19 protein-coding genes are annotated in these 15,770 nt (G+C 72.5%); 15 read left to right on the top strand and 4 right to left on the bottom strand.

The window, feature by feature from the left end; all coding sequences use genetic code 11:
* Nucleotides 1-61: 61 nt before the first annotated feature.
* Nucleotides 62-562 carry a GNAT family N-acetyltransferase gene (locus J3P36_RS04510; RefSeq protein WP_210506035.1) on the top strand — a complete coding sequence of 167 codons (501 nt, stop codon included), beginning with the start codon at nucleotides 62-64 and terminating at the stop codon, nucleotides 560-562.
* The gene (locus J3P36_RS04505; RefSeq protein ID WP_210506034.1) at nucleotides 559-1,221 is read left to right on the top strand and encodes a DUF1990 family protein; all 663 of its coding nucleotides are present in this window, start codon (nucleotides 559-561) and stop codon (nucleotides 1,219-1,221) included. The genes J3P36_RS04510 and J3P36_RS04505 overlap by 4 nt, the downstream gene beginning before the upstream one ends.
* Before the next feature lie 14 nt (nucleotides 1,222-1,235).
* On the opposite strand, the gene J3P36_RS04500 is transcribed toward J3P36_RS04505, so the two are convergent.
* Both J3P36_RS04500 and J3P36_RS04495 read right to left on the bottom strand, forming a co-directional pair.
* The gene (locus J3P36_RS04500; RefSeq protein WP_210506033.1) at nucleotides 1,236-2,069 is read right to left on the bottom strand and encodes a pentapeptide repeat-containing protein; all 834 of its coding nucleotides are present in this window, start codon (nucleotides 2,067-2,069) and stop codon (nucleotides 1,236-1,238) included.
* The gene (locus tag J3P36_RS04495) at nucleotides 2,066-2,758 is read right to left on the bottom strand and encodes an HAD family hydrolase (protein ID WP_307806946.1); all 693 of its coding nucleotides are present in this window, start codon (nucleotides 2,756-2,758) and stop codon (nucleotides 2,066-2,068) included. The genes J3P36_RS04500 and J3P36_RS04495 overlap by 4 nt, the downstream gene beginning before the upstream one ends.
* A 216-nt stretch (nucleotides 2,759-2,974) precedes the next feature.
* On the opposite strand from J3P36_RS04495, the gene J3P36_RS04490 reads away from it, so the two are divergent.
* Entirely contained in the window at nucleotides 2,975-3,916 is a 942-nt protein-coding gene (locus J3P36_RS04490) for a nucleoside hydrolase (RefSeq protein WP_210506032.1), read from the top strand.
* A gap of 48 nt (nucleotides 3,917-3,964) precedes the next feature.
* A complete protein-coding gene (gene hemW / locus J3P36_RS04485) occupies nucleotides 3,965-5,206 on the top strand; it encodes a radical SAM family heme chaperone HemW (RefSeq protein WP_210506031.1) in 1,242 nt (413 codons plus the stop codon).
* Nucleotides 5,207-5,309: 103 nt separating this feature from the next.
* Here the strand turns inward: hemW and J3P36_RS04480 are convergent, their stop codons facing one another.
* Complete coding sequence (locus J3P36_RS04480; RefSeq protein WP_246854139.1) at nucleotides 5,310-5,702, bottom strand: DUF4870 domain-containing protein; 393 nt, start codon at nucleotides 5,700-5,702, stop codon at nucleotides 5,310-5,312.
* A 117-nt stretch (nucleotides 5,703-5,819) separates the two neighbouring features.
* On the bottom strand, nucleotides 5,820-6,254 hold the full coding sequence (locus J3P36_RS04475; protein ID WP_246854138.1) for a DUF4870 domain-containing protein: 435 nt from the start codon (nucleotides 6,252-6,254) through the stop codon (nucleotides 5,820-5,822).
* Nucleotides 6,255-6,442: 188 nt separating this feature from the next.
* On the opposite strand from J3P36_RS04475, the gene hrcA reads away from it, so the two are divergent.
* The 11 genes from hrcA (at nucleotide 6,443) to J3P36_RS04425 (ending at nucleotide 15,709) form a co-directional block, all read left to right on the top strand.
* Nucleotides 6,443-7,465 carry a heat-inducible transcriptional repressor HrcA gene (hrcA, locus tag J3P36_RS04470; RefSeq protein WP_210506029.1) on the top strand — a complete coding sequence of 341 codons (1,023 nt, stop codon included), beginning with the start codon at nucleotides 6,443-6,445 and terminating at the stop codon, nucleotides 7,463-7,465.
* A gap of 57 nt (nucleotides 7,466-7,522) precedes the next feature.
* Nucleotides 7,523-8,632 carry a molecular chaperone DnaJ gene (gene dnaJ, locus J3P36_RS04465; RefSeq protein WP_210506028.1) on the top strand — a complete coding sequence of 370 codons (1,110 nt, stop codon included), beginning with the start codon at nucleotides 7,523-7,525 and terminating at the stop codon, nucleotides 8,630-8,632.
* A gap of 4 nt (nucleotides 8,633-8,636) precedes the next feature.
* Nucleotides 8,637-9,374, top strand: a complete 738-nt coding sequence (locus J3P36_RS04460; protein WP_210506027.1) for a 16S rRNA (uracil(1498)-N(3))-methyltransferase — start codon at nucleotides 8,637-8,639, stop codon at nucleotides 9,372-9,374.
* A gap of 75 nt (nucleotides 9,375-9,449) precedes the next feature.
* Nucleotides 9,450-9,788: an HIT domain-containing protein gene (locus J3P36_RS04455; RefSeq protein ID WP_210506026.1), complete on the top strand. Its 339-nt coding sequence runs from the start codon at nucleotides 9,450-9,452 to the stop codon at nucleotides 9,786-9,788.
* Between the two features lie 67 nt (nucleotides 9,789-9,855).
* A complete protein-coding gene (locus tag J3P36_RS04450; protein WP_210506614.1) occupies nucleotides 9,856-10,917 on the top strand; it encodes a PhoH family protein in 1,062 nt (353 codons plus the stop codon).
* The gene (gene ybeY, locus J3P36_RS04445) at nucleotides 10,914-11,390 is read left to right on the top strand and encodes an rRNA maturation RNase YbeY (RefSeq protein WP_210506025.1); all 477 of its coding nucleotides are present in this window, start codon (nucleotides 10,914-10,916) and stop codon (nucleotides 11,388-11,390) included. The genes J3P36_RS04450 and ybeY overlap by 4 nt, the downstream gene beginning before the upstream one ends.
* On the top strand, nucleotides 11,387-12,718 hold the full coding sequence (locus J3P36_RS04440; protein WP_210506024.1) for a hemolysin family protein: 1,332 nt from the start codon (nucleotides 11,387-11,389) through the stop codon (nucleotides 12,716-12,718). Before ybeY ends, J3P36_RS04440 begins: the two co-directional genes overlap by 4 nt.
* Entirely contained in the window at nucleotides 12,715-13,602 is an 888-nt protein-coding gene (gene era / locus J3P36_RS04435; protein ID WP_210506023.1) for a GTPase Era, read from the top strand. The genes J3P36_RS04440 and era overlap by 4 nt, the downstream gene beginning before the upstream one ends.
* A 111-nt stretch (nucleotides 13,603-13,713) precedes the next feature.
* Entirely contained in the window at nucleotides 13,714-14,928 is a 1,215-nt protein-coding gene (locus J3P36_RS04430; protein ID WP_210506022.1) for a sensor histidine kinase, read from the top strand.
* The gene (locus J3P36_RS16525) at nucleotides 14,925-15,047 is read left to right on the top strand and encodes a hypothetical protein (protein WP_282595080.1); all 123 of its coding nucleotides are present in this window, start codon (nucleotides 14,925-14,927) and stop codon (nucleotides 15,045-15,047) included. Before J3P36_RS04430 ends, J3P36_RS16525 begins: the two co-directional genes overlap by 4 nt.
* Entirely contained in the window at nucleotides 15,044-15,709 is a 666-nt protein-coding gene (locus J3P36_RS04425) for a response regulator transcription factor (protein WP_210506021.1), read from the top strand. Before J3P36_RS16525 ends, J3P36_RS04425 begins: the two co-directional genes overlap by 4 nt.
* Nucleotides 15,710-15,770: the final 61 nt, after the last annotated feature.

The following is a 15,770-nucleotide window of genomic DNA, read 5'->3' as shown; positions in this document are numbered from 1 at the left end:
GGATCCTCCAGGTTTCGCCGCTTCCGCATCCCCTCGGCGACGCCGGCGCGGGGGCGGCGGCATGACGTCGACGGACACGTCCACCGTCGCCGTCCGCCCGCTCGAGGAGCGCGATCGGGACGAGTGGGCCGAGCTGTTCCGCGGCTACCGCCGCTTCTACGAGGTGATGCCCGACGAGGCGGTCGTGGATCGCGTCTGGGGCTGGCTGCGCGACGACGCCACCGACCTCGACGCTGTCGTGGCGGAGGCGGACGGGCGGCTGGCCGGGTTCGCTCACTGGCGCCCGTTCCTCCGTCCGGCCACGGGCACTCTCGGGATCTACCTCGACGATCTCTTCGCCGCGGAGGACACCCGTGGACGCGGGGTGGGCCGGGCGCTGATCGCCGCGGTCGACGGGATCGCCGTCGCGCGGGGCGCGGCGGTGGTCCGCTGGATCACGGCCGAGGACAACTCGCGCGCGCGGCGCCTCTACGACGCCGTCGCGACCGCAACCGAGTGGGTCACCTACGATCTGACCCCGGGGGCCCTCGAGAGGGCCGAACAGGATGGAGACCGAACGTGACGGGACCGAGGCGCCGCTCGACGGCGACCGGCAGTGACAGCGCTCTCAACTACGCCTCGGTGGGCGCCACCGAGAGCCCCGACGTCGTCGTGTACCCGCCGAAGGGGTTCCGGCCCTTCCAGTCGAGCCGCCGCATCGGCAGCGGGGACGAGCGCTTCGAGCTCGCGTCCCGCGCGCTGATGACATGGGGCATCCACCGAAACAGCGGCATCGCCGTCACCGACATCACGCGCGACGCGAACACCGTCTACAACGGCATCGAATTCGATCCCGCCGGGCGCCCGCTGGGCCCGTCGGAGCCCGCCGAGGAGCTGTTCTCGCCAGAGGGCGTGCCCTACGTCTCGGCGGGGACCACCGCCGTCATGCAGCTGCGCATCGGGCCGTTCACGGTGCCGGCACCCGTGAAGGTGGTCTACGTCATCGATGAGCCCGACCGCGTTGGCTTCGCCTACGGCACGCGGCACGGGCATCCGTCCCGCGCCGAGCAGCTGCAGTACGTGACCAGGGAGGAGGACGGCTCGGTGTGGCTCACCATCCGGTCGATCTCCGCGCCCGCCGGCCGCAAGTGGGGGCCGACCGTGACCGCGCTGCGGCTCGCGCAGCGGCACTACGCCAAGAGGTTCCTCACCGCGCTGCACCCGACGCGCGCCGGAAGCTGACTCTCGCCGCGGGTTCAGCGCCAGTGCGCGGGGCGGCCCAGGTGATCGGGAACGCGGGTGCGCCGATCCCCTGATGCGGATTCGAGCTGCGGACGGGTGAGGAAGATCGCCGTCGAGAGGTCCGCGCCGCGGACGTCCGCGTCGCGAAGGTCTGCTCCCAGCAGGTCCGCATCGCGCAGGTCGGCATCGCGGAGGTCGGCGGCCACCAGCAGGGCGCCGCGGAGATCGGCGCCGCGGAGGTCGCGGCCGGTCAGCACCGCGCCGAGGAGATCCGCGCCCGGGCCGACTCGCCTCCCCCGCCCGCCGGGCGGCCGGTGTCCGGCCCGTGCCAGGCCGCTGGCCCGGCCGAGGAGGTCGCCGACCTCGCGCCGGAGCGCGGGCAGGTCCGCGGCGAGGATGTCGTCCGGCGAGGCCGCTGTGAGCAGCTTGACGCGGTCGCGTACCGCTGTCAACTCCGGGACGAGGAGGCGCGCGGCCGGCAGCGCGAGCGCCTCGGTGAGGTGCCACAGCAGCTCGTGCAGCGAGCGGATCACAGGGAAGACGGCGAACATGCCGCGCCGCACCTCCGGGTCCTGCCGCCACGTGCGGCCGCCGAACGTCTGCTGCGTCACCTTCTGCCCGGCGCCGAAGCAGTCGAACACGGTGCAGCCCTTGAAGCCGCTCGGCCGCAGGTCGGCGTGGATGCGGCAGCGGAAGTCGTCGGCGAGATGGGTGCACGGCTCGCCCGCCGGCTTGTCGAACGCGAAGTCGGCCGAGCGGGCGAACGCGAGCGCGACACAGCAGAGGCCCGCGCAGTTCGCGCAGTCCGCCGTGAGATCGGAGCGCGGGGCGGCCGCCGGCGCGCTCACGCGGTCAGCGTCTCCTCCGCGGGCACGCCGCCGAGCCACTCGAGCAGGTCGTCGAGGCCGGCGACGAGGTCCGGCAGGACGAGGACGGCGCCGGTCTGCCGGAGGCGCTCAACGGGAAAGATCCCGGTCGCGACGCCGATGAACGGGATCCCGGCAGCGGCCGCGGCGACGTCGTCCGTCGGGGTGTCGCCCACGATGACGTGCGGCTCGCCGGCCAGGGCGGAGGCAGCCTGGGCGGTGACGTCGGTGCGGGCGCGCGCCGTGCCGCCGAAGAAGGAGTGCTCCCAGTCGAAGAGGTCCGGGTCGAGGCCGGCGCCGACGAGCTTCGCCCGAGCCCGGGTCGTCGAGTTGCCGGTGAGCAGGGCGTTCGTCCAGCCCGCCGCCCCGACCGCGGCGAGGGCTTCGTGCGCTCCCGGAACCGGCTCGCGGACGTCCGAGCCGCCTGCGTGCCGCTCCAGGGCCAGCTCGTCGAGCCGGCGGGCGACCGCATCCTGGGCGACGGCGGGAAGGCCGTACTCGGCAAGGCGCTCGGCGATGATCTGGCCGTCCACCTTTCCGTGCTCCGCCGGACGCGGGCCGAGGGGAGTGAAGCCCGTCACCTGCTGAATCGCCTCGTCGTAGAGGCCGCCGCCGGACTTCGCGTTCCTCAGCAAGGTCCCGTCGATGTCCCAGAGCACGTATCTCGCCACCCGTCCACGGTACCGGGCGCCGGCGAGGCGCCTCCGCGGAGGGGTGCGCGGGTGGCTGAGTTCGAAGGGACGGCGCGTGATCTCGAGACGGCCGCTGTGCTGCCTCCTCGATTCCCGGAGTGGGCGATAGCGTGCGGAAGTTCGACGAGGCAGGACGAAGGGGAGACATGGGCGGCATCAGGGGCGCTAGGAGCGCACGGTGGGGGAGGAGCGCCCGTGGCTGAGGCGCGGCCGATCTGGGTGGACGTGGATACCGGAGTGGACGACGCGCTCGCCCTCCTCGTCCTCGCGCGGCATCCCGCCGTGCAGCTCGTCGGGGTCTCGGCGGTCGCCGGCAACGTCGACGTCGACCTCGCGCTCGCCAACACGGCGGCCGTGCTCGACGCGGGCGGGGCGTCGCCGGTGCCCCTGCACCGCGGCGCGGCATCCCCGCTGCTCGGACCCCACCGGGGCGCCACCGGCTACCACGGGGTGTCGGGGCTCGGCGATGTGCGCCTGCCGGCGTCGTCGCGGCCCGTCTCGCCGGTGCCGGCCGCCGTCGCCCTCGCCGACGCGGCGGAGCGGCATCCGGGCCTCACCGTGCTCGCGCTCGGCCCGCTCACGAATCTCGCGCTGTTGGCGGCGCTGCGCCCCGATGCGGCCGCCTCGCTCGGCGGGATCCTCGTCATGGGCGGCGCCCTCGGCCCCGGCAACGCGACCGCCGTCGCCGAGTACAACACCTGGCAGGATCCCGAGGCCGCCCAGATCGTGCTCGAGTCGCCCGCGCCGGTGACGCTCTACCCGCTGGACCTCTTCTCGCGGGTCGGGGTGCACGAGGAGGAGATCGTGTCCCTGGAGCGCACCGGCTCTCCCGCCGGGACGACCGCCGCGGCGCTGCTGAGGCACGACCCGGGCGCTGACGGCTTCGCGCTGCTCGGCGACGCCGGCGCCGCGTGCGCCCTGCTGAGGCCCGAGCTGCTGCGCACCGAGGACCTCGCGGTCGAGGTGTCCCTCGCGCCGGGGATCACCCGTGGCGCGCTCATCGCCGACCGGCGGGGCTTCGACGGCGAGCACGAGGAGCACGGCGGTCCCGGACTGCGCGGGCGCGCATCCGTCGTCGTCGATGCGGACGCGGCGGCGCTCGCCGAGGAGTTCCTCGCGGCGGTCCGGAGGGGCTGACGCGGTCGCCCCGGTCCGCGCCGAGCGGAGCCGGGGGACAATAGATGGATGCCCAGCGCCCTGCCCCTCGCCGATCCGGCGCCCGCGGACGGGCTCCTGCCCGCCGCCGCCGGGGACGGGGCGACCGAGCGGGCGTTCGGCGTGTACCTGCACGTGCCGTTCTGCCGCGTGCGCTGCGGCTACTGCGACTTCAACACCTACACCTCGGACGAGCTGCGCGGCGCCAAGCGCAGCGACTACGCAGGCCAGGCGGTCGCGGAGGTCGCGTTCGCGGCGGAGGCGCTCGCCCGCTCCGGAGTTCCGGCGCGCCCGGCGAGCACCGTCTTCTTCGGCGGCGGCACTCCCACGCTGCTGCCCGTCGCGGATCTCGCCCTCATGCTCGACGCCGTCCGGCGGCACCACGGACTCGTCCCCGGGGCCGAGGTGACCGTCGAGGCGAACCCGGACTCGGTGGACGCCGGCTCGCTCGCCGCGCTCGCCGCGGCGGGCGTGACGCGCGTGTCCTTCGGCATGCAGTCCGCCGTGCCGCACGTGCTCGCCACCCTCGAGCGCACCCACGATCCCGAGCGGATCCCGCTCGTCGTCGCGTGGGCTCGTGACGCCGGCCTCCAGGTGAGCCTCGACCTCATCTACGGGACGCCGGGGGAGAGCCTCGACGACTGGCGCCGGTCCCTCGACTTCGTCCTCGCGCAGCGTCCCGACCACGTGTCGGCGTACGCGCTCATCGTCGAGGACGGCACGAAGCTCGCGCGGCAGATCCGCTCGGGCGCCGTCGCGATGCCCGACGACGACCTGCAGGCCGACATGTACGAGCTCGCCGACCGCACCCTCGAGTCGGCCGGGTACTCCTGGTACGAGGTGAGCAACTGGGCGCGGGCCGACGCGACGGGCGGCCCCGATCCGCGGCACCGCTCGCGCCACAACGCCGCCTACTGGACGGGCGAGGACTGGTGGGGCATCGGCCCGGGCGCGCACAGCCACGTCGGCGGCGTCCGCTGGTGGAACGCGAAGCATCCCGCCGCCTACGCCGAGCGCATCGGTCGTGGGGAGTCGCCCGCCGTCGGCCGCGAGGTGCTGACCCCCGCGACAAGGCAGCTGGAACGCGTGCTTCTCGAGACTCGCGTGCGGGAGGGGATGCCGACCGCCGCGCTCGCGCCCGAGGCGCGCACAGCGGTGGCGGGGCTGATCGCCGACGGCCTCGTCGAGCCCGGCCCGGCGCTCCGCGGCCGCGTCGTGCTGACCCTCCGGGGTCGGCTGCTCGCCGACGACGTGGTCCGCCGCCTCACCTGAGCTCACCCTGCTGCTGCTGCCGAGATGCCACTTTCCGCCCCTAAAGCGGCGGAATGAGGGCGGTAAGTGGCATCTCGGCGAGGAGAGAAACCCCGGAGAACGCCTACTTGATGAAGCGGATGGTGAGCGGGTACTGGTACAGCTCGCCCGCGTTCGCCTTCACCGCGGCGATGATGCTGAAGACGATGATGACGACCCAGATCGCGAGGAGCACCAGCACTCCGATCAGGATGACGCTGAGGAAGACGCCGACGATCGTGCCGATCAGCATCGTGAGCTGAAAGTTGAGCGCCGTCTTCGTGTGCTCGGCGACGAACTGGCCGCGGTCCTTCAGCACCAGGTAGGTGATGAGCGGCACGAGGAAGCCGAACAGGATGCCGCCGACGTGCGTCAGGGTCGACCACAGCCGCTGGTCCTGGGGCGACATCGGCGCCACCGGGGCGTAGCCGCCCGGGCCCGACGGGGGCGGCGGGGGAGGGGGAGGAGGAGTGCTCATGAGGGTCCTTCTTCTCGGTTGCCTCACAGTAAAGCGCACGGGCCGGGAACCTGAGAGGTTCTCGGCCCGTGCGTGTCGCTCAGACGGAATGCGCTCGCTGCGTCGAAGGCGCGGCGCTCACTTGATCAGCCGCAGGGCGAACGGGTAGCGGTAGGTGCCGCCGCCGTTCACCTTGATGCCGCCGATGATCGCGAGGACGATGCCGACGACCCAGAGGGCGGTCGAGATGAGCACCTGCGCGAAGCCCCAGAGGCCGAAGGTCACCACGGTGAGGATCGAGCCGAGGATCAGGTTCGCGACGTGGGCGATGGCGATCGTGATCTGGAAGTTCAGGGACTCCTTGCCCTCTTGGTTCGTCAGGGAGCCGCGGTCCTTGAAGATCAGCCAGATGATGAGGGGCGGCACGAAGCTGAGCACGCCGCCGAAGTGCGCGAACGAGGCCCACTGCTTGTCCTCGGCGGGGCTGAGCGGAGCGCCCGGAGCCGCCGGCGTGTAGGGCTGCTGGGGCTGGCCGGAGGCCGTGCCCTGCGGCGGGAGATTGGAGTCGGTCATGGTCGTGCCTTTCGAGATCGAGGTGCGCATCGCGCCTGGCTGGGCTCGATTCTGGCGAGCGGTGGCCCCGGCACGGACGGAAGCTACTCGCGGTGCAATGTCCCTGCAATACCCGGAAACGCCCGGTTCGCGGGTAGAATTGGCACTCCTGTAGGTGGAGTGCCAGAGACAGCGAGGGGAGGGTCGACATGGTGTCGGAGCGGGGACTCGAGGTGCTGCGCGTCATCGTGCAGGACTACGTGGCCTCGCGGGAGCCGGTCGGCTCCAAGAGCATCGTCGACAGGTACTCCTTCGGCGTCTCGGCTGCGACGATCCGCAACGACATGGCGCAGCTCGAGGAGGAGGAGCTCATCGCGGCTCCCCACACCTCGTCCGGGCGCGTGCCCACCGACAAGGGGTATCGCGTCTTCGTCGACCGGCTGTCGGACCTCCGCCCGCTGAGCGCGGCCCAGAAGCACGCGATCGAGGCGTTCCTCGACTCGTCCGTCGACCTCGACGACGTGCTCGCGCGCACCGTGCGGCTGCTGTCGCAGCTGACGCACCAGGTGGCGCTGCTGCAGTACCCGACCCTGTCCCGGTCCACGATCCGGCACATCGAGGTCGTGCTGCTCTCGCCGGCGCGCCTGCTGACGGTGCTCATCACCGACGGCGGCCGGGTCGAGCAGCGCGTGGTCGACCTGCCCGGCGAGGTGGACGAGGGCTTCCTCGACGAGCTGCGCGACCGCCTCAACCGGGTCCTCGGCGGCTCGGCTCTGGCCGACGCCCCGGCGAAGCTCGCGACTCTCGCCGGCACCTTCCCGCCCGCTCAGGCCGCGCTGGTCGAGCCTGTCGCGCGGGCCCTCGGCGAGCAGGTGATGGCGGGCCGGCAGGACCGCATCCTCATGGCGGGTGCGGGCAACCTCGCCCGCACCGAGAAGGACTTCCCGGGCAGCATCCACCCCGTCCTCGACGCCATCGAGGAGCAGGTCGTGCTGCTCAAGCTGTTCAGCGAGATGGTGCTCGACGCCAACGGCATCGCTGTCAGCATCGGCCGCGAGAACGCCGCCTTCGGCCTCAGCGAGGCCTCGGTGCTCTCGAGCGGCTACAGTTCCCCCTCCGGCGAACTCGCGCGCCTCGGCGTGCTCGGTCCGACGAGAATGGACTACTCGAACAACATGGCGGCCGTCCGTGCCGTCGCCCGCTACCTCTCCCGTCTGCTCGGCGAGGGATGAGGGTTCCGCTTAGCGACAGGCGCGTGCCCGCGCGTTGCGAAAGGTTCTCGGTGAGCCGTGGCTGCTGACCACTACGAGGTGCTGGGCGTCGCCCGCGACGCCAGCTCCGAAGACATCAAGAAGGCCTACCGCCGGCTGGCGCGGGAGCTGCACCCGGACGTGAACCCGGGCGCGGAGGCGTCCGAGCGGTTCAAGCTCGTCACGCACGCGTACGACGTGCTGAGCGACCCGCGACAGCGGCAGCAGTACGACCTGGGCGGCCGGATGGGCGGCATGGGCGGGGCCGAGGGCTTCAGCGGGTTCGGCGACATCTTCGAGACGTTCTTCGGCGGCGCCCAGCGTGCCGGCGGACCCCGGTCGCGCCGGGAGCGCGGCGGCGACGCCCTCCTCCGCGTCGAGGTCGACCTCGACGACGTCGTCTTCGGCACCCACCGTGACGTCGACGTCGACACCGCCGTCCTTTGCGAGACCTGCAACGGCACCTGCTGCCAGCCGGGCACCACGCCCGTCACGTGCGACATCTGCGGCGGCAGCGGGCAGATCCAGCGCACCGTCCGCTCCCTGCTCGGCAACGTGATGACCGCGAGCCCCTGCGGCGTCTGCCGCGGGTACGGCACCGTCATCCCGAACCCCTGCCCGACCTGTGCCGGGCAGGGACGCGTCCGCGCCCGCCGCACCATCCCCGTGGACATCCCGGCCGGCGTCGAGACGGGCCTCCGCCTGCAGCTGCCCGGCCAGGGCGAGGTCGGCCCCGCCGGTGGACCCAACGGCGACCTCTACCTCGAGGTCAAGGTGCGCCACCACGAGACGTTCAGCCGCAACGGCGACGACCTGCTCGCGACCCTCGAGGTGCCGATGGCGGACGCGATCCTCGGCACGGCCACCACGATCGCCGCGCTCGACGGCGACGTCGAGCTCGAGCTGAAGCCCGGCACCCAGAGCGGTGACGTGCTCACCGTGAAGGGCCGCGGCATCACGCGGCTGCGCGGCCAGGGCCGCGGCGACCTCAAGGTGGGCGTGCAGGTCGTGACGCCCACGAAGCTCGACCGCCACGAGCGCGACCTCATCGAGAAGTTCGCGGCGCGGTACAAGAAGCAGAAGCCGCAGCTCGGCCAGTTCCAGCAGGGCCTGTTCGGCAAGCTCCGCGACCGGTTCCTCGGCATCTGATCGGATGGCGCACTTCTACCTCGTCGACTCCCTCGAGGGTGCCGAGCCCGGCGGCCTCGTGCGGCTCGAGGGGCAGGAGGCGCGGCACGCCGCCACGGTGAGCCGCATCCGGACGGGCGAGACGCTGACGGTCGGCGACGGCCGCGGCACGGTCGTGACCGGAGCGGTCGAGGCGGCGGCGCCGTCCGCCGTCGACGTGCGCGCCGAGCGGGTCGAGCGGATCTCGGCGCCCGACCGTGAGGTGGTGCTCGTGCAGGCGCTCGCGAAGGGCGACCGCGACGAGCTCGCGGTTCAGGCGGCGACGGAGCTGGGCGTCGACCGCATCGTGCCCTGGCAGGCGGAGCGCAGCGTGTCCCGCTGGAGCGGCCCCAAGGCCGAGCGCGGCCGAGAGCGCTGGGGCACCATCGTCCGGGAGGCGGTCAAGCAGTCGATGCGGCCGTGGCTGCCGGAGGTCGCGCCGCTCGCGGGCCGCGGCGAGGTGGCGGCCCTCGCCGCGACGCACGCGGTGCTCGTCCTCGAGCCGACCGGCGGCACCCCGTTCGCCGACGCGGTCCGGGCGGCCGGCGGACGCGACCTCGCGCTCGTCGTCGGTCCCGAGGGCGGAGTGTCGGGGCCCGAGCTCGAGGCGCTCACCGCGGCCGGTGCCGTCGCCGTCCGGCTGGGACCGGAGGTGCTGCGCACGTCCACCGCGGGGCCGGCCGCCCTCGCGGCTCTCGCCGCGCTCACCGGCCGCTGGGCATAGCCGGCCCGCTAGCACTCTGTTCGCCTGAAGGGGAGTCCCGGCACGTCCGGGGGCGCCGACCGTAGAATCGGGGGTGTGACGCAGTCCTCGATCTTCTCGCGCATCCTCACGGGGGACATCCCCGGCGAGATCGTGCACCAGACCGACCGCGTCTTCGTGCTCAACGACATCGCCCCGCAGGCGCCGGTGCACCTGCTCGTGATCCCCAAGACGGACCAGTACGCGAACGTCGTCGAGCTGGCCGCCGGAGACCCCGGGCTGCTCGCCGAGATGGTGGCGACCGCCCGCGAGCTCGTGCCCGGCGATTTCCGCCTCATCTTCAACACGGGCGAGGGAGCCGGTCAGACCGTGTTCCACGTCCACGCCCACGTCCTCGCGGGCGAACTACCGGAAGGATCCCTTGGCGAACGCTGACCTGACTCCGCACAACGGACGGCAGGAGTCGGACACGGAGGTCCGCGTCGCGGTGGACGGCGTCGCCATGGTGCGGCTGCTCGGTCCCCAGGACCGGTTCCTCAAGCAGATCGAGTCGCGCTTCCCGAGGCTGTCCGTCCTCGCGCGCGGCAACGAGCTCACCCTGTCCGGGGAGCGCTCGGAGGTGGAGGCCGCCCGCCGGCTCATCGAGGAGCTGCTCCAGATGGTGCGCAACGGCCAGGACCTCGGACCCGTCGACGTCGGCAGCTCCGCCCGGATCCTCGAGAGCGACCCCAACTCCAGCCCGTCGGAGCTGCTCGGCCAGGCGATCCTCACCGCGCGCGGCAAGGCGATCCGGCCGAAGACGCTCGGCCAGCGCGAGTACGTCGACTCCATCGATCACAACACGATCGTGTTCGGCATCGGCCCCGCCGGAACCGGCAAGACCTACCTCGCGATGGCGAAGGCCGTGCAGGCGCTGCAGCGCAAGGAGGTCAGCCGCATCATCCTCACGCGGCCAGCGGTGGAGGCGGGGGAGCGGCTCGGCTACCTTCCCGGGACACTGACCGACAAGATCGACCCGTACCTCCGGCCCCTCTACGACGCGCTCAACGAGATGATGGACCCGGAGATCGTCCCGAAGCTCATGGCGACGTCGACGATCGAGGTCGCGCCCCTCGCCTACATGCGCGGCCGCACCCTCAACGACTCGTTCGTGGTGCTGGACGAGGCGCAGAACACGACGCCCGAGCAGATGAAGATGTTCCTCACCCGCCTCGGCTTCGGCTCGAAGATGGTCGTCACCGGCGACATCACCCAGGTCGACCTGCCCGCCGGCGCCAGCGGCCTGCAGCTCGTGACGAAGGTGCTGAAGGACATCCCCGACATCCACTTCTCGCGGCTGACGAGCGACGACGTCGTGCGGCACACCCTCGTCGGGCGCATCGTCGACGCGTACACCGCGTACGACCAGGAGCGCATCGCGCGGCAGTTCGACCGGCGCCCCGAGCGCACCGAGCGCAGCCACGAGCCGGAGGGAGCCCGCCCGCCGGGCGACTTCCGCCCGCCCCAGAACCGCGCGGAGCGCCGCGCCCAGGAGGGCTTCGGAGGAAGCCGGAGGAACCCGTGAGCGTCGAGGTCAACAACGAGTCCGCCATCGAGGTCGACGAGTCCGCCATCCAGCGGCTGATCACGTTCGCCCTCGACTCCCTGCACGTCCACCCGGACGCGGAGGTCGCCGTCGTCTTCGTCGACGAGGCCGCCATGGAGCAGCTGCACGTCCAGTGGATGGACGAGCCCGGCCCCACCGACGTGCTCAGCTTCCCGATGGACGAGCTGCGTCCCGGCACCGAGGACCACGAGACCCCGGCCGGGCTGCTCGGCGACATCGTCGTCTGCCCGCAGGTCGCCCAGCTGCAGGCCGAGCAGGCCGGGCACAGCCTCCTCGACGAGATCCAGCTGCTCACCGCGCACGGCCTGCTGCACCTGCTCGGCTTCGACCACGCGGAGCCCGAGGAGGAGCGCGAGATGTTCGGCCTGCAGCGCGACATCCTCACCGGCTTCGCCGCCGATGAGAAAAAGCGCGGCTCGAAGCGACGATGACCCTCTGGCTGATCCTCGTCGCGCTGCTGCTCGTCGCCTTCGCTGGGCTGCTCGCCGCGGCCGACTCCGCCATCGGGGAGCTGTCCCGCGCGGACATCCTCGACCTCGCGACCCGCGCCCGCGCGAAGCGGTCGCTCGTCGCGATCGCCGAGGAGGGCGGCGCGCACGTCAACGCCGTCAGCTTCCTCCGCGTCACGAGCGAGACCACCGCCGCCGTGCTCGTCACGTTCGCGCTCGCGAATGCGATCGACCAGCTGTGGCTCGCCCTGCTCCTCTCCGCGCTCATCATGACCGCCGCATCCTTCGTGCTCGTCGGCTCCAGCCCGCGCAGCGTCGGCCGCGCCCACGCGAGCTCGGTCTTGCGCTTCGCGGCGCCCGTCGTGCGCGGAGTCCGCGTGCTGCTCGGCCCGATCGCGGACGCGCTCGTCGCCCTCGGCAACTGGGTGACGCCGGGCCGGCCGCGCACCGCGACGTTCACCTCCGAGGAGCAGCTGCTCAGCATGGTGGACGAGGCCACCGAGCTCGAGGTGCTCGAGGAGGACGACCGCGAGCTCATCCACTCGATCTTCGAGTTCAACGAGACCGTCATCCGCGAGGTGATGATCCCGCGCACCGACATGGCGACCATCGACCGCACCGCGACCGTCGGCGAGGCGATGACCCTGTTCCTGTCCCGCGGCTACTCGCGCCTGCCGGTGACCGAGGAGAACGACCCGGACGACATCGTCGGCATCCTCTACCTGCGCGACCTCGCGCGGATGCTGCACGAGCGCGGCGCCGCCGCCGAGCGCGAGCCGATCGGCCGGCACACCCGGCCGGCGCTGTTCGTGCCCGAGTCGAAGAAGGCGGACGCCATGCTGCGGCAGATGCAGCTCGAGTCGAACCACATCGCGATGGTCATCGACGAGTACGGCGGCGTCGCCGGCCTCGTCACGCTCGAGGACCTCATCGAGGAGCTGGTCGGCGACATCGCCGACGAGTACGACCGCAGCAGCGAGGAGGTCGAGCAGGTCGCCGAGGGCGTCTACCGCGTCGACCCGCGCCTGCCGATCGACGAGCTCGGCGACCTGTTCGACCTCGAGCTGGAGGACGACGACGTCGACTCCGTCGGCGGCCTGCTGACGAAGGCGCTCGGCCGGCTGCCCGTCATGGGCTCGACCGCTCGCGCGGCCGGCCTGCTGCTCACCGCCGAGCGCACCGACGGCCGCCGCCGCCGCCTCAGCGCCGTGCGGGTCGAGCGCGACCCCGAGGCCGCCCGCCCCGAGGAGGAGCCGGAGGGGCCCGAATTCCCGGGCGCCGAGACCCGCGAGACGGAGGCCGTCCGATGACGCATCGTGCAGGGTTCGTGTCGTTCGTGGGGCGCCCGAACGTCGGCAAATCGACGCTGATGAACGCGCTCGTGGGCGAGAAGGTGGCCATCACGTCGCCGAAGCCGCAGACCACGCGCCGCGCCATCCGCGGCATCGTGCACTCGCCCGAGGGGCAGCTCGTCGTCGTCGACACCCCGGGCGTGCACCGGCCGCGGACCCTGCTCGGCGAGCGGCTGAACGACCTCGTCGCCGCGACCCTCGGCGACGTCGACGTCATCGCGATGTGCTTCCCGGCGGACGAGCCGATCGGGCCCGGCGACAAGTTCATCAACGCCTCGCTCGACGACTACCCCCGGGCCAAGAAGGTCGCCGTCGTCACCAAGGTGGACGTGACGAGCCGGGAGCGGGTGGGGGACCAGCTGCTCGCCGTCTCCCAGCTGCGCGAGTGGGAGAGCCTCATCCCCGTCTCCGCGACGGACGGCATCCAGCTCGACGTCCTCGTCCGCGAGCTGCTGGCGCTCATGCCGGAGTCGCCGCCGCTGTACGGCGAGGAGACGGTCACCGAGGAGAGCAGCACCGACCGCATCGCCGAGCTCGTCCGCGAGGCCGCGCTCGACGGCGTCACCGACGAGCTGCCGCACTCGATCGCGGTCACCGTCGACGACCTCGTCGAGCGCGAGGACAAGGACCTCCTCGAGATCTACGCGAGCGTCTTCGTCGAGCGCGACAGCCAGAAGGGCATCATCATCGGCAAGGGCGGCAGCCGCCTGTCCGGGATCGGCGCCCGCGCCCGCGCCGGCATCGAGCCGCTCGTCGGCAAGCCCGTCTACCTCTCCCTCCGCGTGAAGGTGGCGAAGGAGTGGCAGCGCGACCCGAAGCAGCTGGGCCGCCTGGGCTTCTGACCGGCGGCGTGGGTGCTGGTCGTACGCCTCGAGGATGATTCCGCCCTTCCCGCGGGATGACCGGGCTCCGGATCCGCGCTGAGGGGGCGCGCAGCGCCCTACCGTGGAGCCATGTTCGAGAAGCTCACCGACTGGGTTACCCGGGAGAACGTGGTCCGGCACCGGTTCCGCTTCGAGGTCGCCGCCGCCGTGCTCTACCTGCTGCTCGCCGCGGTCGAGGGCGTGGTGGCCGGGGCCTTCGGCCTCTTCGCCGTCCTCGTGCTGGCCGCGACGATCGCGCTGCACCGCATCCGTCCCGCGGTCGCGCTCGGCATCGTCGCCGTGCTCCCCGCCCTCCTCGTCATCTCCGGCTACTCCGGGGCCACGCCGACCTTCACACTCTGGGTTCCCGTGCTCCTCACCCTGTTCGGTGCCGCGGCCTACGGTAGGGACGTCACCAGATGGCTGGCGCTCCCGGTCGCCATCCTCGGCGGCTTCTTCGTGACCCTGAGCAGCGCCTCTCTTCTGGAGTACGCGGGAGCGGGATTCGTCCTCTACTTCGTCGCCGTGATGGCGATGTTCCTGCTGCCCTGGATCGGCGGCACCCTGGTCCGCGTCAACCGGCAGCGGCGCAGCGCCCAGACGACCGCGGTCGTCGCGACCGCGGAGCGGGACCAGCTGGAGGTGTCGGTCGCGCTCGAGCAGGAGCGGAACCGGGTCGCCCGCGACGTGCACGACATCGTCGCCCACTCGCTCGCGGTCGTCATCGCGCAGGCGGACGGGGCCCGCTACGCGGTCAAGAAGAACCCGGGCGCGGTCGACGAGGCGCTGGAGGCGATCTCGGCGACGGCGCGCGCCTCGCTCGCCGACGTCCGCTCGCTGCTCAGCCAGCTCCGGCACAGCCAGGAGGCGGGGCCGCAGCCGGGGATGGACGAGCTCGACTCGCTCCTCCGCGGGTTCCGGGAGTCGGGGCTCGACATCGAGTGGTCCTCCTACGGAACCGCGCAGCCGGTGAGCGAGGCGACCGGGCTCTCGGTCTACCGGATCCTGCAGGAGTCGCTGACGAACGCCCTGCGCCACGGGTCGCGCAGCTCGCCGGTGGCGCTCGAGTTCGACTGGAGCGAGACGACGCTCACCATCACGGTCACCAACGACGTCGACGACACCGAGCGCGCGGGCAACCCGAGCGGGCACGGCATCCCCGGCATGCGCGAGCGCGCCACGCTCGTCGGCGGATCGTTCAGCACGGGGGACGGCAACAACGGCCGCTTCCGGGTGCGGGCGGTGCTGCCGGTCGACCGCGGCAATGCGCGGACGCAGCCGATGGCGCGGACGGTCGTCCCGTGACCGCCAGCACTCCGGAGCCTGACATCATCGACGTCGTGCTCGTCCCCGCCGTGTCCGTCCCGCTCATCAGCGCCGTCCCGATGCTCCGGGCCGTCCCCACGCTCGGGACGTCGTGGTGAGCGCGATCCGCGTCGTCCTCGTCGACGACCAGCCCCTGTTCCGCTCCGGCCTGCGGATGCTCATCGACTCGCAGGACGACCTCGAGGTGGTCGGCGAGGCGGGCGACGGCGGCGCCGCGGCCGATGTCGTAGCGCGGGAGCGGCCCGACGTGGTGCTCATGGACATCCGGATGCCGGGGGTCGACGGCATCGCCGGCACGGAGCGGATCATGGCGGCGGCCGACGACGCCGGGCGTCAGCCGCCGCGGGTGCTCGTCCTCACCACGTTCGACCTCGACGAGGGCGCCGCCCGCGCCATCCGCGCCGGGGCGAGCGGCTTCGTGCTGAAGGACGCGGAGCCCGAGTTCCTCCTCGCCGCGATCCGCACGGTGCACGCCGGCACGGCGGTGCTCGCGCCGTCGGCCACCCGCGAGCTGTTCGAGCACTTCGGCGGCCGAGCCGCGGCCGGCTCCGCCGAGCAGCACCTCGGCACGCTGAGCGAGAGGGAGCGGGAGATCTTCCTGCTCGCCGCGCGGGGCCTCAGCAACGCCGAGATCGCCTCCGCCGAGTACGTCAGCGAGGCGACGGTGAAGACCCACATCTCCCGCATCCTCGGCAAGCTCGGCCTCCGCGACCGCGTGCAACTCGTCGTGTTCGCGCACGAGCGCCGGCTCGTCTCCTGACCGGGTCGCGGCCCGGGCTCCCGCCCGGCGCCCCCGCCCACCTCTAGCCTGGGCAGGAAGG

Origin of the sequence: Naasia sp. SYSU D00057, assembly GCF_017916505.1 — a bacterium.
Classification (GTDB): domain Bacteria; phylum Actinomycetota; class Actinomycetes; order Actinomycetales; family Microbacteriaceae; genus Naasia.
The sequence above is the reverse complement of the archived record's forward strand: the minus strand, read 5'-3'. Positions and strand labels throughout refer to the sequence as shown.